Origin of the sequence: Sulfitobacter sp. 1A13496 (genome assembly GCF_043557225.1) — a bacterium.
Taxonomy (GTDB): Bacteria; Pseudomonadota; Alphaproteobacteria; order Rhodobacterales; family Rhodobacteraceae; genus Sulfitobacter; species Sulfitobacter faviae.
Genome location: NZ_JBIFFP010000003.1, coordinates 209,765 through 226,712, shown reverse-complemented (window position 1 = coordinate 226,712; position 16,948 = coordinate 209,765). Strand labels below are relative to the sequence as shown.

The following is a 16,948-nucleotide window of genomic DNA, read 5'->3' as shown; positions in this document are numbered from 1 at the left end:
GAATACCACGAAGGACAGCTCCCGGCCGCGGGTGGGGGTGAAGCCCCCGCCCATGGGGGCGGTCGGGGGCTGTCCGGCCTGCGGCCGGACGGAACGGGTTGAAAGGGAGCGTCCTACTTATCGCTCACCTTTGTTGAACGGCACCATCAGCGCCGCTGGCACCTGCGCCCGACGCGACATGACGACCAGTGCGAGGATCGACAGGATATAGGGTGCCATCAGGAAAATCTGATAGGGAATGTCCGCGCCGAGCGGCGTCTGCTGCACCCGGATCTGCAGGGCATCGAAGGCGGCGAACAACACCGCGCCCAGAAGCGTCTTCCCCGGTTTCCACGAGCCAAAAACCACCAGCGCGATGCAGATCCAGCCGCGTCCGTTGACCATCTCGAAGAAGAAGGAGTTAAAGGCCGACATGGTCAGGAAGGCCCCGCCCACAGCCATCAGCCCGCTGCCGACCATCACCGCGCCGATGCGGATGGCCGACACGCTGAGACCTTGCGCCTCGACCGCCGCCGGGTTCTCGCCCGCCGCGCGCAGGGCAAGGCCCATCGGGGTGCGGTAGAGCACCAGCGTCACGACCAGCACCAGCGCGAAGGCCAGATAGGTCAGCGGGGTCTGGTAAAAGAGCGCGGGACCGATCACCGGGATGTCCGACAGGAGCGGGATTTCCAGTGGCTGGAAGGCTTCGATCTTGGGGGGCGAAGTCACTTCAGGCAGCGCGAGGCGATAGCAGTAATAGGTGAGCGAGGTCGCCAGCAGCGTAATGCCGAGGCCGACGACATGCTGGCTGAGGCCAAAGGGCACGGTCAGCACGCCATGCACGAGGCCGAAGGCCATGCCCGAAAGCATCGCCACCGCGACGCCGAACCACAGCCCGCCGCCGAGGTAGACGGTGAGCCAGCCGGCGAAAGCGCCGACGACCATGATACCTTCGATGCCGAGGTTCAGCACCCCTGCCCGCTCGCAGATCAGCTCGCCCAAGGCGGCGAAGATCAGCGGCGAGGCGATGCGGATGGCGGCGGTCCAGAAGCTCGCCTGAAGGAGGATGTCGAGAATGTCCATCAGTCGCGCCTCACCCGGAATTTGGTCAGCATGATCGCCAACACCATCGCCAAAAGCGCCAGCGCCAGCATGATATCGGCAAGGTAGGTGGGCACGCCCGCGGCGCGGCTCATGCTGTCGGCGCCGACGAAGATGCCCGCGACGAAGAGCGCGGCGACCACGACGCCTAAGGGATTGAGCAACGCCAGCATGGCGACGATGATGCCGGTGTAGCCAAAGCCGGGCGAGATATCCAAGGTGAGGCTGCCTTTCAGTCCCGCCACCTCGGAAAAGCCCGCCAGTGCTGCAAGCCCACCCGACAGCAGCGCCGTCTTGATCAGCACCGCGTTCACCGGGATGCCAGCGAAACGCGCCGCCGCGGGGTTCAGCCCCACCGCGCGCATCTCGTAGCCCAGCGTGCTGCGGCGCTGGATCACCCAGACGACCAGCGCCGAGATCAGCGCGAGGCCGAAGCCCCAATGCAGGCGCAACCCCTCGGCGATGCGGGGTAGCCGCGCCTCTCCGATCAGCCGCGCGGATTTGGGCCAGCCGAGGCCCATCGGGTCTTTCAGCGGGCCTTCGAGCAGCATGGAGACCCAGAGCAGCACGACGAAATTCAAGAGCAGCGTGGTGACGACCTCATCGACGCCGAAGCGGGTCTTGAGGAAGGTCGGCACCAGCAGCACCACGGCCCCGGCGAGCATGGCGGCGACGGCAATCGTCGGCAGCAGCGCGAAGCTGGGCCATGCCAGCGCGCCGGTGCCCAATACCACGGTGACCACCGCGCCCATGTAAAGCTGCGCCTCGGCGCCGATGTTCCACAGTTTCGCGCGGAAGGCGACGGCTACGGCGAGGCCGGTGAAGATGAGCGGCGTGGCGCGGTTGAGCGTCTCCAGCAGGGCGAACTTCGAGCCGAAGGCGCCTTTGACGATCAGGCCCAGCACCGAGAAGGGCTGCGCGCCCGCGACCATTGCCAAAAGCGAGGCTATGACCACGGTGGCGAAAAGCGCCAGCGCAGGCAGGCCCAGCGAGCGGGTCCATGTGGGGTTGGCGACGGGTTCAAGCCGCATGGGAGGTCTCCTCGAATCCATCGCCCGCCATCCAGACGCCCAGCTCGGCGGGGGTGAGCGCGCCGCGGGCGAAGGGGGGCGAAAGGCGGCCTTCGGAGATCACGTGGATCACGTCCGACAGCGCCGTGACCTCGTCGAGGTCTTCGGAGATCAAGAGCACCGCCGCCCCGCGGTCGCGGGCGGCCAAGAGTTGTTCGTGCACGTAGGTGAGCGCCCCGATGTCGAGGCCACGCACCGGTTGGTTGGCCAGCACCACCGAAGGCGCGGTTTCCAGCACCCGACCCAAGATCAGCTTTTGCATGTTACCGCCCGACAAAAGGCGGATGCGCGTCTCTGGCCCGGGGCAGCGCACGTCGTAGCCCTTGATGATCTTGGCGGCGAAATCGCGCGCGGCGCGCCAGTTCATCCAGCCGTGGCGGGAAAACCCGGGGCGGGAATAGAGCTCGAGCACCGCGTTCTCGGTGAGATCGAAATCGGCGATGGTGCCGGTCTTGTGCCGGTCCTCGGGGATGCGGGCGATGCCCGCGCCGATGGCGGCATGGGGCGACCAGCCGCGCGGGGCGTCGCCTTTCACGTGAAACGTACCCGAGGCAGGACGGATCAGCCCGCCGATCAGGTCAGCAAGCGCCGTCTGTCCGTTGCCGGACACCCCGGCGAGGCCGGTGATCTGGCCCGCGCGCAGTTCCAGATCGACGTTTTTCAGTCCCGGGGCGCTGCCGACGTCCGGGGTGCTGACCCCTTGCAGCGTCACCAGCCCGGCACCGGGATCGGCGCGGCGCACGACGGGTGCCGCAACTTCGGAGCCCACCATCATCTGCGCCATGGCGGCGCGGTCGGTCTCGGCGGTCTTGGCCTCGGCCACCAGCTTGCCGTGACGCAGCACCACGACGCGCGAGGAGATCGCCATGACCTCGTGCAGCTTGTGGGAAATGAAAATGACCGAGAGGCCAAGAGCGACCGCTTTTCGCATGGTGGCGAAGAGGTCTTCGGTCTCTTGCGGGGTCAGAACGGCGGTCGGCTCGTCGAGGATCAGGATGCGCGCCTCGCGGTAGAGCGCTTTGAGGATCTCAACCCGCTGGCGCTCTCCGACGCTGAGGCTGCCGACCTGCGCGTCGGGGTCCACCCGCAGCCCGTAGTCCTCCATCAGCGCCACGATCCGCTGCCGCGCCTGCGCACGGCCAAAGCCGGGGCGCCAGATCGAGCGGGTGCCGAGCACGATGTTTTCGAGCACGGTCATATTGTCGGCCAGCGTGAAATGCTGGTGCACCATGCCCACGCCCGCGGCCAATGCAGCACGCGGATTGCCCGCAGGCAGGCGCTGGCCAAAGACTTCGACATGGCCTTCGTCCGGCGTGTAATGGCCGAACAGGATATTCATCAGCGTGGTCTTGCCCGCGCCGTTCTCGCCCAGCAGGGCAATGACTTCGCCCTGCCGCAGATCAAAGCTGATCGCGTCATTGGCGGTGAGTTTGCCAAATCGCTTGGTAATGCCATCGAGGCGCAGGACCACCTGCGCCTCGGGGTTTTGATCGGTCATTTAGTTGGACTTCGGCTCTTCGTCGTTGATCTCGACCGTGAAGGACCCGTCGCGGATCGCCTTCTCGCGCTCCTCGATGAGGTCCATCGCCTCCTGCGGGACCTTGCCCTCGAAGGTGCCCAGAGGGGCGAGCGAAGAGCCACCCTCGGCCATGAAGGAATAGCGGCCGTAGTCGTCGGCCTTGAACTCGCCCGCCTTGACGGCGGCGATGGCGGCGTCAAGCGTCGGCTCGAAATGCCACAGGGCGGAGGCGACGACGGTCTCGGGATATTCGGCTTGCGTGTCGATCACATTGCCGATGGCCAGCACGCCCTTCTCCTGCGCCGCGTCGGACACGCCGAAACGCTCGGCATAGAGCACGTCTGCCCCCTGCTCGACCATGGCAAAGGCGGTTTCCTTGGCTTTGGGTGGATCGAACCAAGAGCCGATGAAGCTGACTTGGAACTTGATATCGGGGTTCATTTCCTGCGCACCGGCCATGAAGGCGTGCATCAGGCGGTTCACTTCCGGGATCGGGAAGCCGCCGACCATGCCGATGTTGCCGCTCTCGGTCATCGACCCTGCTACGATGCCCGACAGATACGCCGCGTCTTGAATGTAGTTGTCGAAGACCGCGAAGTTGGGCAGCGCCTCGTCCTGCTTGAAGCTGGAGCCCATGAGGAAGGCGACCTCGGGGTAATCGGCGGCGACTTCGCGGGCCTCGGCCTCGGCGCCGAAGACCTCGCCCACGATCAACTGGTTGCCGGCCTCGGCATATTCACGCAGCACGCGGGCATAATCGGTGTTGGAGACATTCTCGGTGAAGGTATACTCGATGTCGCCGCGCGCCTGCGCCGCCTCGGCGGCCTTGTGGATGCGGCTGACCCACTGCTGTTCCACCGGCACGGTATAGACGCCCGCAACCTTGATCGGCTCGGCGGCCAGCGCGCCCTGCGGCAAAAGGCTGGCACCCGCCAGCATGGCTGCCGTGCCCAATAGGAAGCGGCGTGTGAATGTACGTTGTGTCATCTTTTATCCCCCGTTGGTTAGGTATTTTACCGTTTGATAAAATATTTTACCTGTCAAGCTTCTCCTGACCCTAGGTCAGCCCAAGCTTTTCCGAATACGCGCGTTGTGCTGATTAATGTGGCAGTCAGCAAGCGAAGCGGTAAATAGGGTCGACCCCAAGGATCGGATTCTACGATGAGCCATGTATTGCACCGTAACCTGCGCGCCACGCAACCTGTGATCGTACGCGGAGAAGGAAATTTCCTTATTGATGACAAGGGGAAGCGCTATCTGGACGCCTGTGGCGGTGCGGCTGTATCAAGCCTTGGGCATGACAATGCCGCCGTGCGCGCCGCCGTCGCCGCGCAGATGGACAAGCTTGCCTTTGCCCATACTGGCCTTTTCACCAACGCCCCGGCAGAGGCGTTGGCCGACCATCTGATCGCCCGCGCGCCCGAGGGTACGGGCGAAGGCCGGGTCATGTATCTGGGCAGCGGGTCGGAGGCGATGGAGGCGGCACTGAAGCTCGCCCGGCAGTACCATCTGGAGCGCGGCGACACGGCGCGCGCCAAGATCATCGCGCGCAAGCCCAGCTATCACGGCAATACGCTGGGGGCCTTGGCCGTGGGCGGTCATGCCGGGCGCCGCAAGCCCTTCGCCCCGATGTTGATGGAGGTCGAGCATATCGATGCCGCCTATGCCTACCGCCTGCAACGCGATGGCGAAAGCGCGGCGGATTTCGCGCGGCGGCTGGCGGATCAGTTGGAGGCGCGGATCGTTGAACTTGGGCCAGAGACGGTCGCCGCCTTCGTAGCCGAGCCGGTGGTCGGCGCCTCGCTCGGCTCGCAGCCCGCGCCCGAGGGCTATTTCAAACATGTGCGCGAGATCTGCGACCGCCACGGCGTGCTACTCATCGCCGATGAGGTGATGTGCGGCATGGGGCGCACCGGCAGCCTCTTTGCGCTGGAGCAGGAAGGGATCTGCGCCGACATCACCACGATGGCCAAGGGCCTCGGCGCGGGCTACCAGCCGATCGCGGCGGTGATGGCGCGGCAAAGCGTGATCGAGGCGATCATGGCGGGCAGCGGCAACCTGTGGAACGGGCACACCTATATGTCCCATGCGGTGGCCACGGCGGGCGCGCTGGCGGTGCTGCAAGAGGTCGAGAGCCGCGATTTGCTGAGCGCGGTGCGCATCCGGGGGCAGCAGTTGGAGGCCGCGCTGCGCGAGCGCTTCGGCCAGCACGCCTATGTCGGTGACATTCGCGGGCGCGGGCTGTTTTGGTCCATCGAACTGGTGGCTGAGCGCGACAGCAAGACGCCCTTTGACGTCAGCCGCAACCTTGCGGGCAAGATCCAGCGCGCGGGGATGGAGGCTGGGATGATCTGCTACCCTTCGCAGGGCTGCGCCGATGGCACGGCGGGGGATCACGTTCTGCTGGCTCCGGCCTTTACCTCCCCGCCCGAGGAAATCGAGATGACGGTCGAGATGCTGGGCACGGCGGTCGACGGGGTGATCGCGGAGGGCTGAGCCCTCCGCCTGCCCTGTTACCGGCCTTTGATCTGGATCGAGAAGTTGCGCCGCGCCCCGGCGGGCGGGCGCGGGAAAGGGGCGGCCTTGCGGATGATGCCAAGGGCCGCCTGATCCAGCGCCGCCGACCCGGAACTGCGTGCCACGCGGACCCCTGCCAACTGCCCGCCCCCACCGATGGAAAAGGCGATTACGGCTGTGCCGCGGGAGCGGACGCGCGGCTTGCCGACGCGGGCGATGCGGCTCATCACCTTGCCGGGATAGTTGCTGGCCGCCGCATTGCCCGCAGGTGCGGCGGCCCGCTGACGGGTGCCGGATTGCGCGGCGTTGCCCGCGCGGCTGGCGGTCTGCGCGCCCTTGGTGTTGTTGCGCTTTGCATTGCCGCGCGTGGTTTGTTTGGGCTTGGGTTTCGGCTGTGGCTTGGGCTTGGCCTTTTTGGCGGCCTCGGCGGCGCGTTCGGGGTCGCGGCGCTGCGGGCGCTGCGACAGGCGCGGCGCGTCATCCTCGGCCTCGGCGGTGAGGGTTTCGACCGGCGGCACCGGGGCGGCAGCCGTGATCGTTGGCGTGGCCTCAGTCGTCTCGGGCGGGGTTTCGACCGGGGTCAAGGCGGGCAAGACCGGCGTCTCTGTCGGCGCGGCGGCGGGCGGGGCCACGGGCATCGGCTCGGCCTCAACCGCCTGCACCGGCTCTGCGACGGGCGCAGGCGTGGGGGTGAGCGTGGGCTCCGGCGCGGGGGTCGGCGGCAGCGCCTCTGCGGTCTCCAGCGGTTCGGGTTCGGGGGTTGGGGTGATCTCTTCCACCGGTTCGGCATCCAATGTGCCGACCGCCATATCCTCAAACCGCGTGCCAAGCTGGGCCGCGGCGGGCGCGCCGCCGCCTGCGATCTTGGCGCTGTCGTCGATCTGGGCGAGTTGCGACACGCCCACGACGAGGCTGGCCGCGACGCCGATGGAAAGTGTTTTGACGAGACCGGAACGAGGGATCATTGCAGCGCCCTTTCGGTGACAAGCATGACGCGCGCGGCCCCTGCCCCGCGCAATTCGCGGGTCAGTTCGACAAGGCGGCGGGCGGGCAGCGCGCGGTCGGGGAGAAGCCGCACGGTGTCGCGCTCTTCTTCGGGCAGCGCGTCGATGAAATCGGCCACGCTGGCGCGGTCTTGGCCTGCGTAGGTCATGCGGCCATCGGCATGGACCACCAGCGCATTCGGCGGGGCGCGCCCCTCAAGCTCGCGGGTTTCGACGAGGTTGAGATCGGAATCGAGCGGCTGCGACAGGGTGCCTGCGACCATGAAGAAGACCAGCATCAGAAAGACGATGTTGATCAGCGCGATGGTCGGTTCGCGTTGCGGCTTGGCCTTGGCGATGGGTCGCATGGTCAGCCCTCCAGAACCGAGACGCTGAGCCCCGGCAGGGCGCGCAGCGCGATGAGCAGATCGGCCAGCGCCTGCGCCTCGACCTCGGCCCCGAGCGAGACCAAAAGCGGCGTGCCCTCCTCAGCCTCGGCCAGGGGGCTGGCGGTCAGCGCGTCGAGCGTCAGCGCATCGCCATTAAGGCGCAGCCCCTCGGTGGTCAGTTGCAGGAAATAGGGTTTCGCCCCCGTCTCGGCCCCTGCCCCGGATGTCGCTGCGGCCAATTCGATCTCGGCAAATTTTGAGAAGGTCGAGGTCAGCATGAAGAACAACAACAGCAGAAAGATCACGTCGATCAGGGAGGTCATGGAGAGGCGGTTGCGCCGCCGGCGTGGCCTAGCCATGGGCTGGCCGGGGCGCGGCGGCGGCAAAGGGGGTGGCGGCGGGCGCAGCGGCGGGGGCCGCGTTCTGGCCCGGATGCAGCACGGTGAGGATCGCCTTGTCGGCGATGACGCGCTCGTTCTCCATGCGTTGCTCAAGCCAGCTGAGCACCAGCGCGGTCGGCATGGCCACGACAAGCCCGACGGCAGTGGTCAGAAGCGCCACCCAGATGCCACCGGCGAGGATCGACGGGTCCACCTGAGAGCCCGCATCCTGCAAGGCGCGGAAGGCTTCGATCATGCCCAGAACCGTGCCGAAGAGGCCCAAGAGCGGGGCAAGCTGCGCCACGGAATCAAGCAGGCGGAAGCCGCGCTCCAGCTTGGCAAAACGCATCTCGGCCTCGGCCTGCAAGCGAGAGGCTCCCGCCTCAGGCGCGGACATGGCCAATTCGATCACCGGGGCGAGGTAGCTTTTCGACCGGCCCAGCGCCGCGCGGGCGGCGGCGGCATCGCCACGCTCCCATGCGTTGACCGCTTCGGATAGCGCCCGGTGCCGGCCCACGGCGGCGGCGCGGAACTGCCATGTCTTATAAAGCGCGACCGCAAGGGTCAGCACGGCCACGGCCATCAGGATCACCACCACCGGGCCACCGGTTTCGGCAATGCCCCGCAGCGGGGTCAGCAGCGCGTCAAGTTGATCCATCAGCCCAGCACCTCGATCTCGGTCCGGGTCGCCGGGGCCAGCGCGCTTTCGCAGGTGCCCGCCTCGATCCCCGCGCCGTCACAGCTTTGCGCCCCGTTAAAGAGGATGCGGCCAAGGTTTTCGCAGGTGGTCTGCGGCACCACGAACTGACGCACGCGCGGGCGGCCAACGGGCAGTTCGCCGAAATCGAAGAGCGTTAGCCGGTTCACGGTGCCTTCACGGTCGAACAGCACGGTTTCATAGACCGCCTTGTCGAGCGGGGCGGAAAGCTCGTTGGTGATGAGGAAGGTCAGCTTGCAATTGGCTTCCGTGGTGTCGGCGGCGTTCAGTTCGACCTTGAGCGCGGGCGAGGCGCTGGCCGGGGTCGCGGCGGGCGTCTCAGCGGCGGCGCCTTGGGCGATGGTCAGGGACAGGGCCGCGAGGAACGCGGAACGAAAATGCGGCATGGGGGTGGCTCCCGATGGGTTTGTCTTTGATCACGGCGCAGGTCTGGGGCGCCTGCCACAGCTGGGCAGAATCGTCGCAGCACCTCTTGCGCCAAGCGGAATTTCTGCCTGCTGCCTAGCAAAACCGGGCGGCGGTGACAATCCTGACTTTAATACTCGGATTATATCTGCGTAGCGCGGCCCGTTCTGCCAAGCGGGGAACAGTTGCGCCGGGCTGGGGTTGGGCCGCTGAAACCACCACGCGCGGGCGACCGGATCCGCGCAGAGAAGGAGGCCAGAATGACCGACGACAGCCAAAAGATCGCGACCATCGACCCTGCCCATACCGTGGCTCTGTTCATGCCGGACGCAAAAGCGCTGGAGCAAGCGGCCTCAGCCGGGATGAAAACGGTGGTGAACTTCCGCGCCTCGGATGAGAAAGGCGGCCTCTCCCCCGATGCAGAGCGGCTGGTGGCCGAGAAGCTGGGGTTGAACTACCTGCACCATCCGGTGACGCCGGACAGCCTCGGCCCCGAGACGGTGGATGAATTCCGCCAATCACTAGACGACTTGCCCCAGCCGGTGTTTCTGCACTGCGCGTCGGGCAAACGTGCAGGGGCGATGACCTTGATGGCGCTCGCGGCGGATAAGGGCTGGGACGGTGATACGGCCCTGCAGGAGGGCAAGGCCCGCGGCATCGACCTGACCGAAGAGAAGATCGGTCAGTTGGTCAAATCCTACGCAGATAGCAAAGCGTAAGAGAAGCGCCCGGTTTTGCCGGGCGTTTTACTTTTGCGCGCAGTAGAGGCCATGCAGCGTTTCCAGAACGGCCACGGCCTCCTGCCCCTTGACGCGGTAAAAGATTGTCTGCCCCGCCCGGCGGCTGTCGACCAGACCGGCGTCTTTCAACTTTTTCAACTGCTGCGACATGGTGGATTGCGACAGACCGCAGGCCTGCGCCAAATCCCCGACCGAGCGTTCCCCGCCGATCAGACGGCACAGGATCTGCAACCGCGCTTCTGAGGCTAGCATCGTCATGAGCGCCGCAGCCCCGGCGATATCGCCCTCCAGAAAGTCGTCCGTGTTTTTCATATTAGCATCATTGAATATTATGGGAGCGTAATATATACTGGTTTACAGTCTGACGCAAGCCAGCCGCTTGGCGGGCCGTAAGGAGTAGAGAGATGGAAACCGAATTCACACCATGGCTGTCGCTGGGCGGCGGCGCGATGATCGGGGCCTCGGCGGTGCTGTTGATGGCCACGAACGGGCGCATCGCGGGGATCAGCGGGCTGACCTCTCGGCTTTTCGCCCGCGACAGCGACGGCGAAGCGCGGGGTGTGTCGTTTTTCTTCGTGTTGGGGCTTTTGCTCGCGGCGCCGCTTTGGTTGATCACCTCGGGCGGATGGCCGCAGCAATGGGTGCCTTCGAACCCCGTCCTGATGGCGGTGGCCGGGCTGCTCGTCGGCTTTGGCGCGACCTATGGCAACGGCTGCACCTCGGGCCACGGGGTCTGCGGGATCAGCCGTGGCTCGGCGCGGTCGATCGTGGCGACGGTGACCTTCATGGCGACGGCATTCGTGACCGTCTTTGTCATGCGCCATGTGATCGGAGGGTGACATGAAACAGTTCTTCGCCCTCCTCTCCGGCCTTTTGTTCGGCATAGGCCTGATCGTTTCCGGCATGGCCGACCCGGCCAAAGTGCTGAACTTCCTCGATGTTTTTGGAACATGGGACCCCAGCCTTGCCTTTGTCATGGGCGGCGCCATCGCGGTGACGGCACCGGGGTTCGCATGGCTGTTCCGCAGCCGTCAGACCCCCTATTTCGATCATAAATTCCGCCTTCCCACCCGCAACGATCTTGAGCCGAAACTGCTGACCGGCGCCGCGATTTTCGGCATCGGCTGGGGCTTGGGCGGCTTTTGCCCCGGCCCGGCATTGACCGCCCTGCCCATCGCGGCCAGCGGCACTTTGATCTTTGTCCCCTTTATGCTGGGCGGCATGTGGATCGCCCGGCACAGCCCTGATTTGACCTCTAAAACCAAGAAAGGACCAGCCTGATGAGCGACCCTCTCAATTCACCCGTCGTGCGCCACTCCCCTTCGACCGGCGCAGGCAGCCCCGATGTCTGGGGCATCTATGAGCCTGACACCGGCTCGATCCAGTACATCTGTGCCGATCCGGCGACAAAGAAGGCCGCGCTGGTCGACGTGGTGTGGAATTTCGACCCGAAGAACTACAAGTTCACGACCGAAAGCATGGATCAGGTGCTGGACCTCGTGAAGGAAAACGGCCTTACCGTGGAATGGGTACTGGATACCCACCCCCATGCAGATCACGTCATGGCCTCGGCCCGGTTGAAAGAGCGCACGGGCGCGCCCAATGCCATCGGCGCACTGGTGCCCGAGATCGCCAAGATTTGGGCCGATCTTTACAACATGCCCGATGCCTTTGACCCGGACCGCGATTTTGACCACCTGTTTCAGGAGGGCGAGACCTTCAAGATCGGCGAGCTTGACGGCAAGGTGATGCTCTCGCCCGGGCATACGCTGGGGTCGATCACCTATGTCTGTGGCGATGCGGCTTTTGTGCACGATACGCTGATGCAGCCCGATGCCGGCACCTCGCGCTCTGATTTCCCCGGCGGCACGACTGAGGAGCTGTGGGACTCGATCCAAGACATCCTCGCCCTGCCCGGCGATACGCGGCTTTACATCGGCCATGACTACGGCACCGATGAGCGCGATGAGCCCCGGTGGGAGGCCACAGTGGACGAGCATCGCGCCCATAACATCCACGTCAAGGATGGCACCAAGCGCGATGATTATATCGAGCGCCGCCAGAAACGCGACGCGACCCTGTCGCTGCCCAACCGCATCCTCGCCGCATTGCAGATCAACCTGCGCGGCGGGCGGCTGCCTCCGGCGGAGGATGACGGCCATCACTACCTGAAACTGCCCGTGAACCGTTTCGACTGAGCCAACCGGGTGGCCCCTCGGGGCCGCCCCTTTCTGACGGATCGCCGCCCATGCCCCTCCCTTCGCTTTCGCACTACCTGCCGATCCTCGACTGGGGGCGGCGCTATGACCGCGGCCAATTCACCGGGGATATGATCGCGGCGGTGATCGTCACGATCATGCTGATCCCGCAATCGCTGGCCTATGCTCTACTGGCGGGCATGCCGCCCGAGGCCGGGATCTATGCCTCCATCGCGCCCATCGTGCTCTACGCCATCTTTGGCACCAGCCGCGCGCTGGCGGTGGGGCCGGTGGCCGTGGTCTCACTGATGACGGCGGCGGCGGTGGGCGAGATCGCGCAGAGTGGCACGGCGGGCTATGTCACCGCGGCGCTGACACTGGCCTTTCTGTCGGGTGCCATGCTGCTGGCGCTTGGGCTGTTTCGGCTGGGTTTTTTGGCGAATTTCCTCTCGCACCCGGTGATCGCGGGGTTCATCACCGCCTCCGGCATCCTGATCGCCGCCAGCCAGTTGCGGCATATCCTTGGGATCGAGGCCGAGGGGCATACCCTGCCGCAAATCCTGTCCAGCCTCTGGGCGCATCTGGGGGAGGTCAATGTCATCACCCTCGGGCTGGGGCTGGCCGCCACGGCCTTCCTGTTCTGGGTGCGCGGCGGGTTGAAACCGCTGCTGCGGCGCATGGGGCTGGGGCCGCGGATGGCGGATATCGGGGCCAAAACCGGGCCGGTGCTGGCGATTGTCGCCACGACGCTGGCGGTCTGGGGCTTCGATCTGGGCGCGCGCGGCGTCTCAATCGTGGGCGAAGTACCGCAGAGCCTGCCGCCGCTCACCCTGCCCTCCTTTTCCCCTGACCTGCTGTCGCAACTGTTTGTCCCGGCGCTGCTGATCTCGGTCATCGGTTTTGTCGAGAGCATCAGCGTGGCGCAGACTCTGGCGGCGAAGAAGCGCCAGCGGATCGACCCGGATCAGGAGTTGATCGGGCTGGGCAGTGCCAACCTCGGTGCGGCCTTCACTAGCGGCTTTCCGGTCACCGGGGGGTTCTCGCGCTCGGTGGTGAACTTCGATGCGGGCGCCGAGACCCCTGCCGCCGGAGCCTTTACTGCCGCCGGACTGGCGCTGGCGGCGCTGTTCCTGACGCCGCTCATCCACTACCTGCCCAAGGCCACGCTGGCCGCCACGATCATCGTCGCGGTGCTGAGCCTCGTCGACTTCTCGATCCTGAAACGCGCTTGGGCCTTCAGCCACGCCGATTTCGCCGCCGTCAGCGTGACGATCCTGCTGACGCTGGTCTTCGGCGTCGAGGCCGGGGTGAGCGCGGGCGTGGTGACTTCGATCCTCGTGCATCTTTACAAGACCTCGCGCCCGCATATGGCCGTGGTGGGCCGGGTGCCGGGGACCGAGCATTTCCGCAACGTGCTGCGTCACGAGGTCGAGACCCAGCCCCATGTGCTGAGCCTGCGGGTGGACGAGAGCCTCTATTTCCCCAACGCGCGGTTTTTGGAGGATCAACTGGCCCAATATGCCGCCGACAAGCCTGACCTGACGGATGTGGTGCTGATGTTCCCGGCGGTGAATGAGATTGACCTTTCGGCGCTGGAATCGCTTGAGGCGATCAACACCCGGCTGAAGGACGCCGACATCCGCCTGCACTTGAGCGAGGTGAAAGGCCCGGTGATGGATCGGCTGAAGCGGAGCCATTTCCTTGACGAGCTGACCGGGGAGGTCTTTCTCAGCCAGCATGAGGCGGCCTGTGCGCTGGCCAAACACCCCCGGTGACGCCGCCGTGCAAAATTTCGGGAACCGCGCCGCCCGCTGCGCGTTTGCTTGCCATGAATAAGACATTTGCCCGCGCCGCCGCCCTCTCCGCCAGTATTTTCGCCACCGCTGCCAGCGCCGAAGAGGTCGGCAAGGTGGATGTGGATTGGCTGGGCAATGACATCATCGTCGAAGCCGTGGCCGACCCCAAGGTGAAGGGCGTGACCTGCCATCTGGCCTTTTTCGAACGCGGGCTAATCGACCGGCTGCAAAAGGGCAACTGGTTCGAAGACCCGTCGAACTCTTCGATCTCCTGCCGTCAGACTGGCCCGATTGAGATCGGCGATATCGACCGTGGCGACGAAGGCGAAAACGTCTTTAGCGAGCGCCGTTCGATCATCTTCAAGACCTTGAAGGTGAAGCGTATTTTCGACGAAGCGAACAACACGCTGATCTACATCAGCCACAGCCAGCGGGTGCAAGACGGCTCGGCCAAAACATCGATGTCGACGGTGCCCCTGTACCAGCCCGGTCAGTAGCCGAAAGCCAAGGAACCCTTAGGCAAAGCCTTGCCATTGGGGCGATCCCGCCTTGTCGGGCGACCTGCCTGCGATATGCTGCGCAAAAGGCAACAACGCAGCGACAGGCAGGTTTTATGAGACATTCACGCAGAACATTCGCATTCGGGCTTGCCGCATTGGGGCTGACCTCGGCCTGTTCGACCGGGGGCGGCACGCTGGGCCCCGCGGCGGCGGCGGGGGTGCCGGACGATCTGCGCCCGGTGTCCAATGCGGGCTATGACGCATGGGTCGCGGCCTTTAGAAGCCGCGCCTCGGCACAGGGGATTTCGGCCAGCACCTTGGCCCAAGGGTTTCGCGGCGCAGGCTATCTGCCCGGCGTGGTCAAACGCGACCGCAATCAGACGGAATTCAGCCGCAGCTTGGAAGATTACCTGTCGATCGCCGCCTCGGACGAGCGGGTGTCGAAGGGGCGCGCAGCCTTTGCCCGCCACCGCAGCACATTGAACGCGATTGAGAGCCGCTACGGCGTGGCGGCAGAGATCGTCGCGGCGGTCTGGGGGCTGGAGAGCTTCTTTGGCGAACGGCGTGGCAATGTGCCGGTGGTATCGGCCACCTCAACGCTCGCCTATGACGGGCGGCGTGGGGCGTTCTTTGAAAAGCAGCTGATCGCGGCGCTGAAGATCCTGCAAAACGGTGACATCACCGCCGACCGGCTGACCGGGTCTTGGGCCGGGGCCATGGGGCATACACAGTTCATTCCCACATCCTATCAAGCCTTCGCGGTGGATTTCACCGGCGACGGGCGGCGCGATATCTGGTCGGAAGACCCCAGCGATGCGCTGGCCTCCACCGCCGCATATCTGTCGCGCAACGGCTGGACGCGAGGGCTGAAATGGGGCGGTGAGTTAGGCAGTCTCCCCGCCAGCGCGGGGTCGGTGATCCAGCCGCAGGCGGGCGGGCCGCAGTTCGTGGTGACCAGCAACTTCCGCGCGTTGAAACGCTACAACAACTCCGACAGCTATGCGATTGGCGTGGGCCATCTGGCGGATCGGATCGCGGGCGGCGGGCCGCTGCGCGGCAGCTTCCCGCCCGACGCCAATGGGCTGACCAAGGACGACCGGATCGCGTTGCAGCAACGGCTGACCGCGCGGGGTTTCGATACCGATGGCGCGGATGGGGTGATCGGGCCGAACAGCCGCAAGGCGATCAGCGCCTATCAGGCCAGCGTGGGCCTGCCCGCGACGGGTGAACCTTCGGTCGAGTTGCTGCGCCAGTTGCAGTGACCGGGCCTAGCCCGGGCTGATCCCGGCACGGTCGAGCATCCCTGCCACCTCGGCAAAAGAGGATTGCGGCGGGGTATGTTCGGCCTTGCGCTGGCTCAGGAAAGCCTCGCAAGGGCCGGCAAAGGCGATGGCGCGGTCAAGCTCGGGATTGCTGCCCGCGCGGTAGGCCCCGATGCGGATCAATTCCTCCATATCCGCGTGGGCCGCCAGCGCCTTATGGGCGGCGGTGAGCAGCGTATATTCCACATCACTGTGGCAATCCGGCAACGTCCGAGAGACGCTCGCCAGCAGGTCAATCGCCGGGTAGCGCCCCTTTTCGGCGATCTTGCGGTCAAGCACGATATGCCCATCGGTGATCCCGCGCACGGCATCGGCGATGGGGTCGTTCATATCATCGCCATCCACCAAAACGGTGAAAATCGCGGTGATATCCCCCTTGCCCACCGGCCCCGGCCCGGCACGCTCCAGCATCTGCGGAAGCTCCGAGAAAACCGTCGGCGGATAGCCCTTGGCGGTGGGCGGTTCGCGCGAGGCGAGGCCGATCTCGCGCTGCGCCATGGCGAAACGGGTGACGCTGTCCATCAAGAGCAGCACATGCTGGCCCTGATCGCGGAAATGCTCGGCCACGGCCATGGCGGTCCAAGCGGCTTGGCGGCGGGTCAGCGGCGGCTCGTCCCCGGTGGCGACGACGAGAACCGCCTTCTCCATCCCCTCGGGGCCGAGGTCGGAGGCGATGAAATCCTGCACCTCGCGTCCGCGTTCACCGACCAGCGCCATGACCACCACATCGCAGTCCGTATAGCGTGCCAGCATGGCCATGAGCGTCGATTTCCCGACGCCGGAGCCTGCAAAAATGCCCAAGCGCTGGCCCTGACAAAGCGGCGTGAAAACATCCAGCGCGCGGACATGGGTCGCGAGTTTCGGCCCGATGCGCTTGCGGTCGAAAGCGCCCGGCGGGGCGGCGCGCAGCGGGCGGGGGTCGTTGCCCTCGGGCAGATGCCCCTTCCCGTCGAGCGGCGTGGCCGAGGCGCTGATCACCCGGCCCTTCCAGCTTTCATCGGGGCGGATCACATCGCGGCCAATCGCGACCTCAACCCGGTCGCCCGCCGCCACCCCGCGCCATGAGCCGAAGGGGAGCAATTCCGTGCCGTGACTGCCCAGCCCCACCACCTCGGCATGGACCGGCCCGTCGGAGCCATGCACGATGCAGCGCTCGCCGATGCCCAAGACCCGCTCCAGCCCCACGGCGGTCAGCGTAATGCCGGTGATCGCGCGCACTTCGCCGGTGATCTCGGCCTCGCCTGCCTCGCGGGCGAAACTGGTCAGCTCGGAAAAGAGTGTCTGCATGGATAAATTTCCTCTAGGAGCGCGGGGCAATATTTACTATACAA

General features: G+C 65.6%; 19 protein-coding genes. 8 read left to right on the top strand and 11 right to left on the bottom strand.

Annotated elements, in window-relative coordinates; genetic code table 11:
• Nucleotides 1-117 precede the first annotated feature (117 nt).
• Genes ACGYLX_RS09790 through ACGYLX_RS09775 form a run of 4 tightly spaced genes read right to left on the bottom strand, consistent with a single transcriptional unit; the run spans nt 118 to nt 4,656 of the window.
• Nucleotides 118-1,062, bottom strand: a complete 945-nt coding sequence (locus ACGYLX_RS09790) for an ABC transporter permease (RefSeq protein ID WP_394449086.1) — start codon at nt 1,060-1,062, stop codon at nt 118-120.
• On the bottom strand, nt 1,062-2,111 hold the full coding sequence (locus tag ACGYLX_RS09785; protein WP_394449083.1) for an ABC transporter permease: 1,050 nt from the start codon (nt 2,109-2,111) through the stop codon (nt 1,062-1,064). The genes ACGYLX_RS09790 and ACGYLX_RS09785 overlap by 1 nt, the downstream gene beginning before the upstream one ends.
• Complete coding sequence (locus ACGYLX_RS09780; protein ID WP_394449080.1) at nt 2,101-3,648, bottom strand: ABC transporter ATP-binding protein; 1,548 nt, start codon at nt 3,646-3,648, stop codon at nt 2,101-2,103. Before ACGYLX_RS09780 ends, ACGYLX_RS09785 begins: the two co-directional genes overlap by 11 nt.
• Nucleotides 3,649-4,656 carry a BMP family protein gene (locus tag ACGYLX_RS09775; RefSeq protein ID WP_394449078.1) on the bottom strand — a complete coding sequence of 336 codons (1,008 nt, stop codon included), beginning with the start codon at nt 4,654-4,656 and terminating at the stop codon, nt 3,649-3,651.
• Nucleotides 4,657-4,830: 174 nt separating this feature from the next.
• Here ACGYLX_RS09775 and ACGYLX_RS09770 point away from each other — a divergent pair, with 174 nt between their 5' ends.
• Nucleotides 4,831-6,165: an aspartate aminotransferase family protein gene (locus ACGYLX_RS09770; protein WP_394449075.1), complete on the top strand. Its 1,335-nt coding sequence runs from the start codon at nt 4,831-4,833 to the stop codon at nt 6,163-6,165.
• 17 nt (nt 6,166-6,182) lie between these two features.
• On the opposite strand, the gene ACGYLX_RS09765 is transcribed toward ACGYLX_RS09770, so the two are convergent.
• From ACGYLX_RS09765 to ACGYLX_RS09745, 5 genes are read right to left on the bottom strand one after another with little or no spacing between them, the layout of a single operon-like run.
• On the bottom strand, nt 6,183-7,151 hold the full coding sequence (locus ACGYLX_RS09765) for a TonB family protein (protein ID WP_394449072.1): 969 nt from the start codon (nt 7,149-7,151) through the stop codon (nt 6,183-6,185).
• The gene (locus tag ACGYLX_RS09760; RefSeq protein WP_271692015.1) at nt 7,148-7,537 is read right to left on the bottom strand and encodes a biopolymer transporter ExbD; all 390 of its coding nucleotides are present in this window, start codon (nt 7,535-7,537) and stop codon (nt 7,148-7,150) included. Before ACGYLX_RS09760 ends, ACGYLX_RS09765 begins: the two co-directional genes overlap by 4 nt.
• Before the next feature lie 2 nt (nt 7,538-7,539).
• Nucleotides 7,540-7,917: a biopolymer transporter ExbD gene (locus ACGYLX_RS09755; RefSeq protein ID WP_394413674.1), complete on the bottom strand. Its 378-nt coding sequence runs from the start codon at nt 7,915-7,917 to the stop codon at nt 7,540-7,542.
• Nucleotides 7,910-8,596 carry a MotA/TolQ/ExbB proton channel family protein gene (locus ACGYLX_RS09750; protein WP_067264877.1) on the bottom strand — a complete coding sequence of 229 codons (687 nt, stop codon included), beginning with the start codon at nt 8,594-8,596 and terminating at the stop codon, nt 7,910-7,912. Before ACGYLX_RS09750 ends, ACGYLX_RS09755 begins: the two co-directional genes overlap by 8 nt.
• Nucleotides 8,596-9,042 carry a hypothetical protein gene (locus ACGYLX_RS09745; RefSeq protein ID WP_322329194.1) on the bottom strand — a complete coding sequence of 149 codons (447 nt, stop codon included), beginning with the start codon at nt 9,040-9,042 and terminating at the stop codon, nt 8,596-8,598. Before ACGYLX_RS09745 ends, ACGYLX_RS09750 begins: the two co-directional genes overlap by 1 nt.
• Nucleotides 9,043-9,321: 279 nt before the next feature.
• Between ACGYLX_RS09745 and ACGYLX_RS09740 the strand changes: the two genes are divergently transcribed.
• Nucleotides 9,322-9,780, top strand: coding sequence for a beta-lactamase hydrolase domain-containing protein (locus ACGYLX_RS09740; protein ID WP_394449069.1), 459 nt, complete (start codon nt 9,322-9,324; stop codon nt 9,778-9,780).
• 27 nt (nt 9,781-9,807) lie between these two features.
• Here the strand turns inward: ACGYLX_RS09740 and ACGYLX_RS09735 are convergent, their stop codons facing one another.
• Nucleotides 9,808-10,113, bottom strand: a complete 306-nt coding sequence (locus ACGYLX_RS09735; RefSeq protein WP_394410899.1) for an ArsR/SmtB family transcription factor — start codon at nt 10,111-10,113, stop codon at nt 9,808-9,810.
• A 92-nt stretch (nt 10,114-10,205) separates the two neighbouring features.
• On the opposite strand from ACGYLX_RS09735, the gene ACGYLX_RS09730 reads away from it, so the two are divergent.
• From ACGYLX_RS09730 to ACGYLX_RS09705, 6 genes are all read left to right on the top strand, one after another.
• Nucleotides 10,206-10,640 carry a YeeE/YedE family protein gene (locus tag ACGYLX_RS09730; RefSeq protein ID WP_394449066.1) on the top strand — a complete coding sequence of 145 codons (435 nt, stop codon included), beginning with the start codon at nt 10,206-10,208 and terminating at the stop codon, nt 10,638-10,640.
• Nucleotide 10,641: 1 nt separating this feature from the next.
• Nucleotides 10,642-11,082 carry a DUF6691 family protein gene (locus ACGYLX_RS09725; protein ID WP_394449064.1) on the top strand — a complete coding sequence of 147 codons (441 nt, stop codon included), beginning with the start codon at nt 10,642-10,644 and terminating at the stop codon, nt 11,080-11,082.
• Nucleotides 11,082-11,999, top strand: a complete 918-nt coding sequence (locus tag ACGYLX_RS09720) for an MBL fold metallo-hydrolase (RefSeq protein ID WP_168613487.1) — start codon at nt 11,082-11,084, stop codon at nt 11,997-11,999. Before ACGYLX_RS09725 ends, ACGYLX_RS09720 begins: the two co-directional genes overlap by 1 nt.
• 50 nt (nt 12,000-12,049) lie before the next feature.
• Nucleotides 12,050-13,774, top strand: a complete 1,725-nt coding sequence (locus ACGYLX_RS09715) for a SulP family inorganic anion transporter (protein WP_394449060.1) — start codon at nt 12,050-12,052, stop codon at nt 13,772-13,774.
• A 53-nt stretch (nt 13,775-13,827) separates the two neighbouring features.
• Entirely contained in the window at nt 13,828-14,292 is a 465-nt protein-coding gene (locus ACGYLX_RS09710) for a CreA family protein (protein WP_394449057.1), read from the top strand.
• Nucleotides 14,293-14,408: 116 nt separating this feature from the next.
• Nucleotides 14,409-15,557 carry a lytic murein transglycosylase gene (locus ACGYLX_RS09705; RefSeq protein ID WP_394449054.1) on the top strand — a complete coding sequence of 383 codons (1,149 nt, stop codon included), beginning with the start codon at nt 14,409-14,411 and terminating at the stop codon, nt 15,555-15,557.
• A gap of 6 nt (nt 15,558-15,563) precedes the next feature.
• On the opposite strand, the gene ACGYLX_RS09700 is transcribed toward ACGYLX_RS09705, so the two are convergent.
• The gene (locus ACGYLX_RS09700) at nt 15,564-16,904 is read right to left on the bottom strand and encodes a FliI/YscN family ATPase (RefSeq protein ID WP_209217492.1); all 1,341 of its coding nucleotides are present in this window, start codon (nt 16,902-16,904) and stop codon (nt 15,564-15,566) included.
• Nucleotides 16,905-16,948 lie beyond the last annotated feature (44 nt).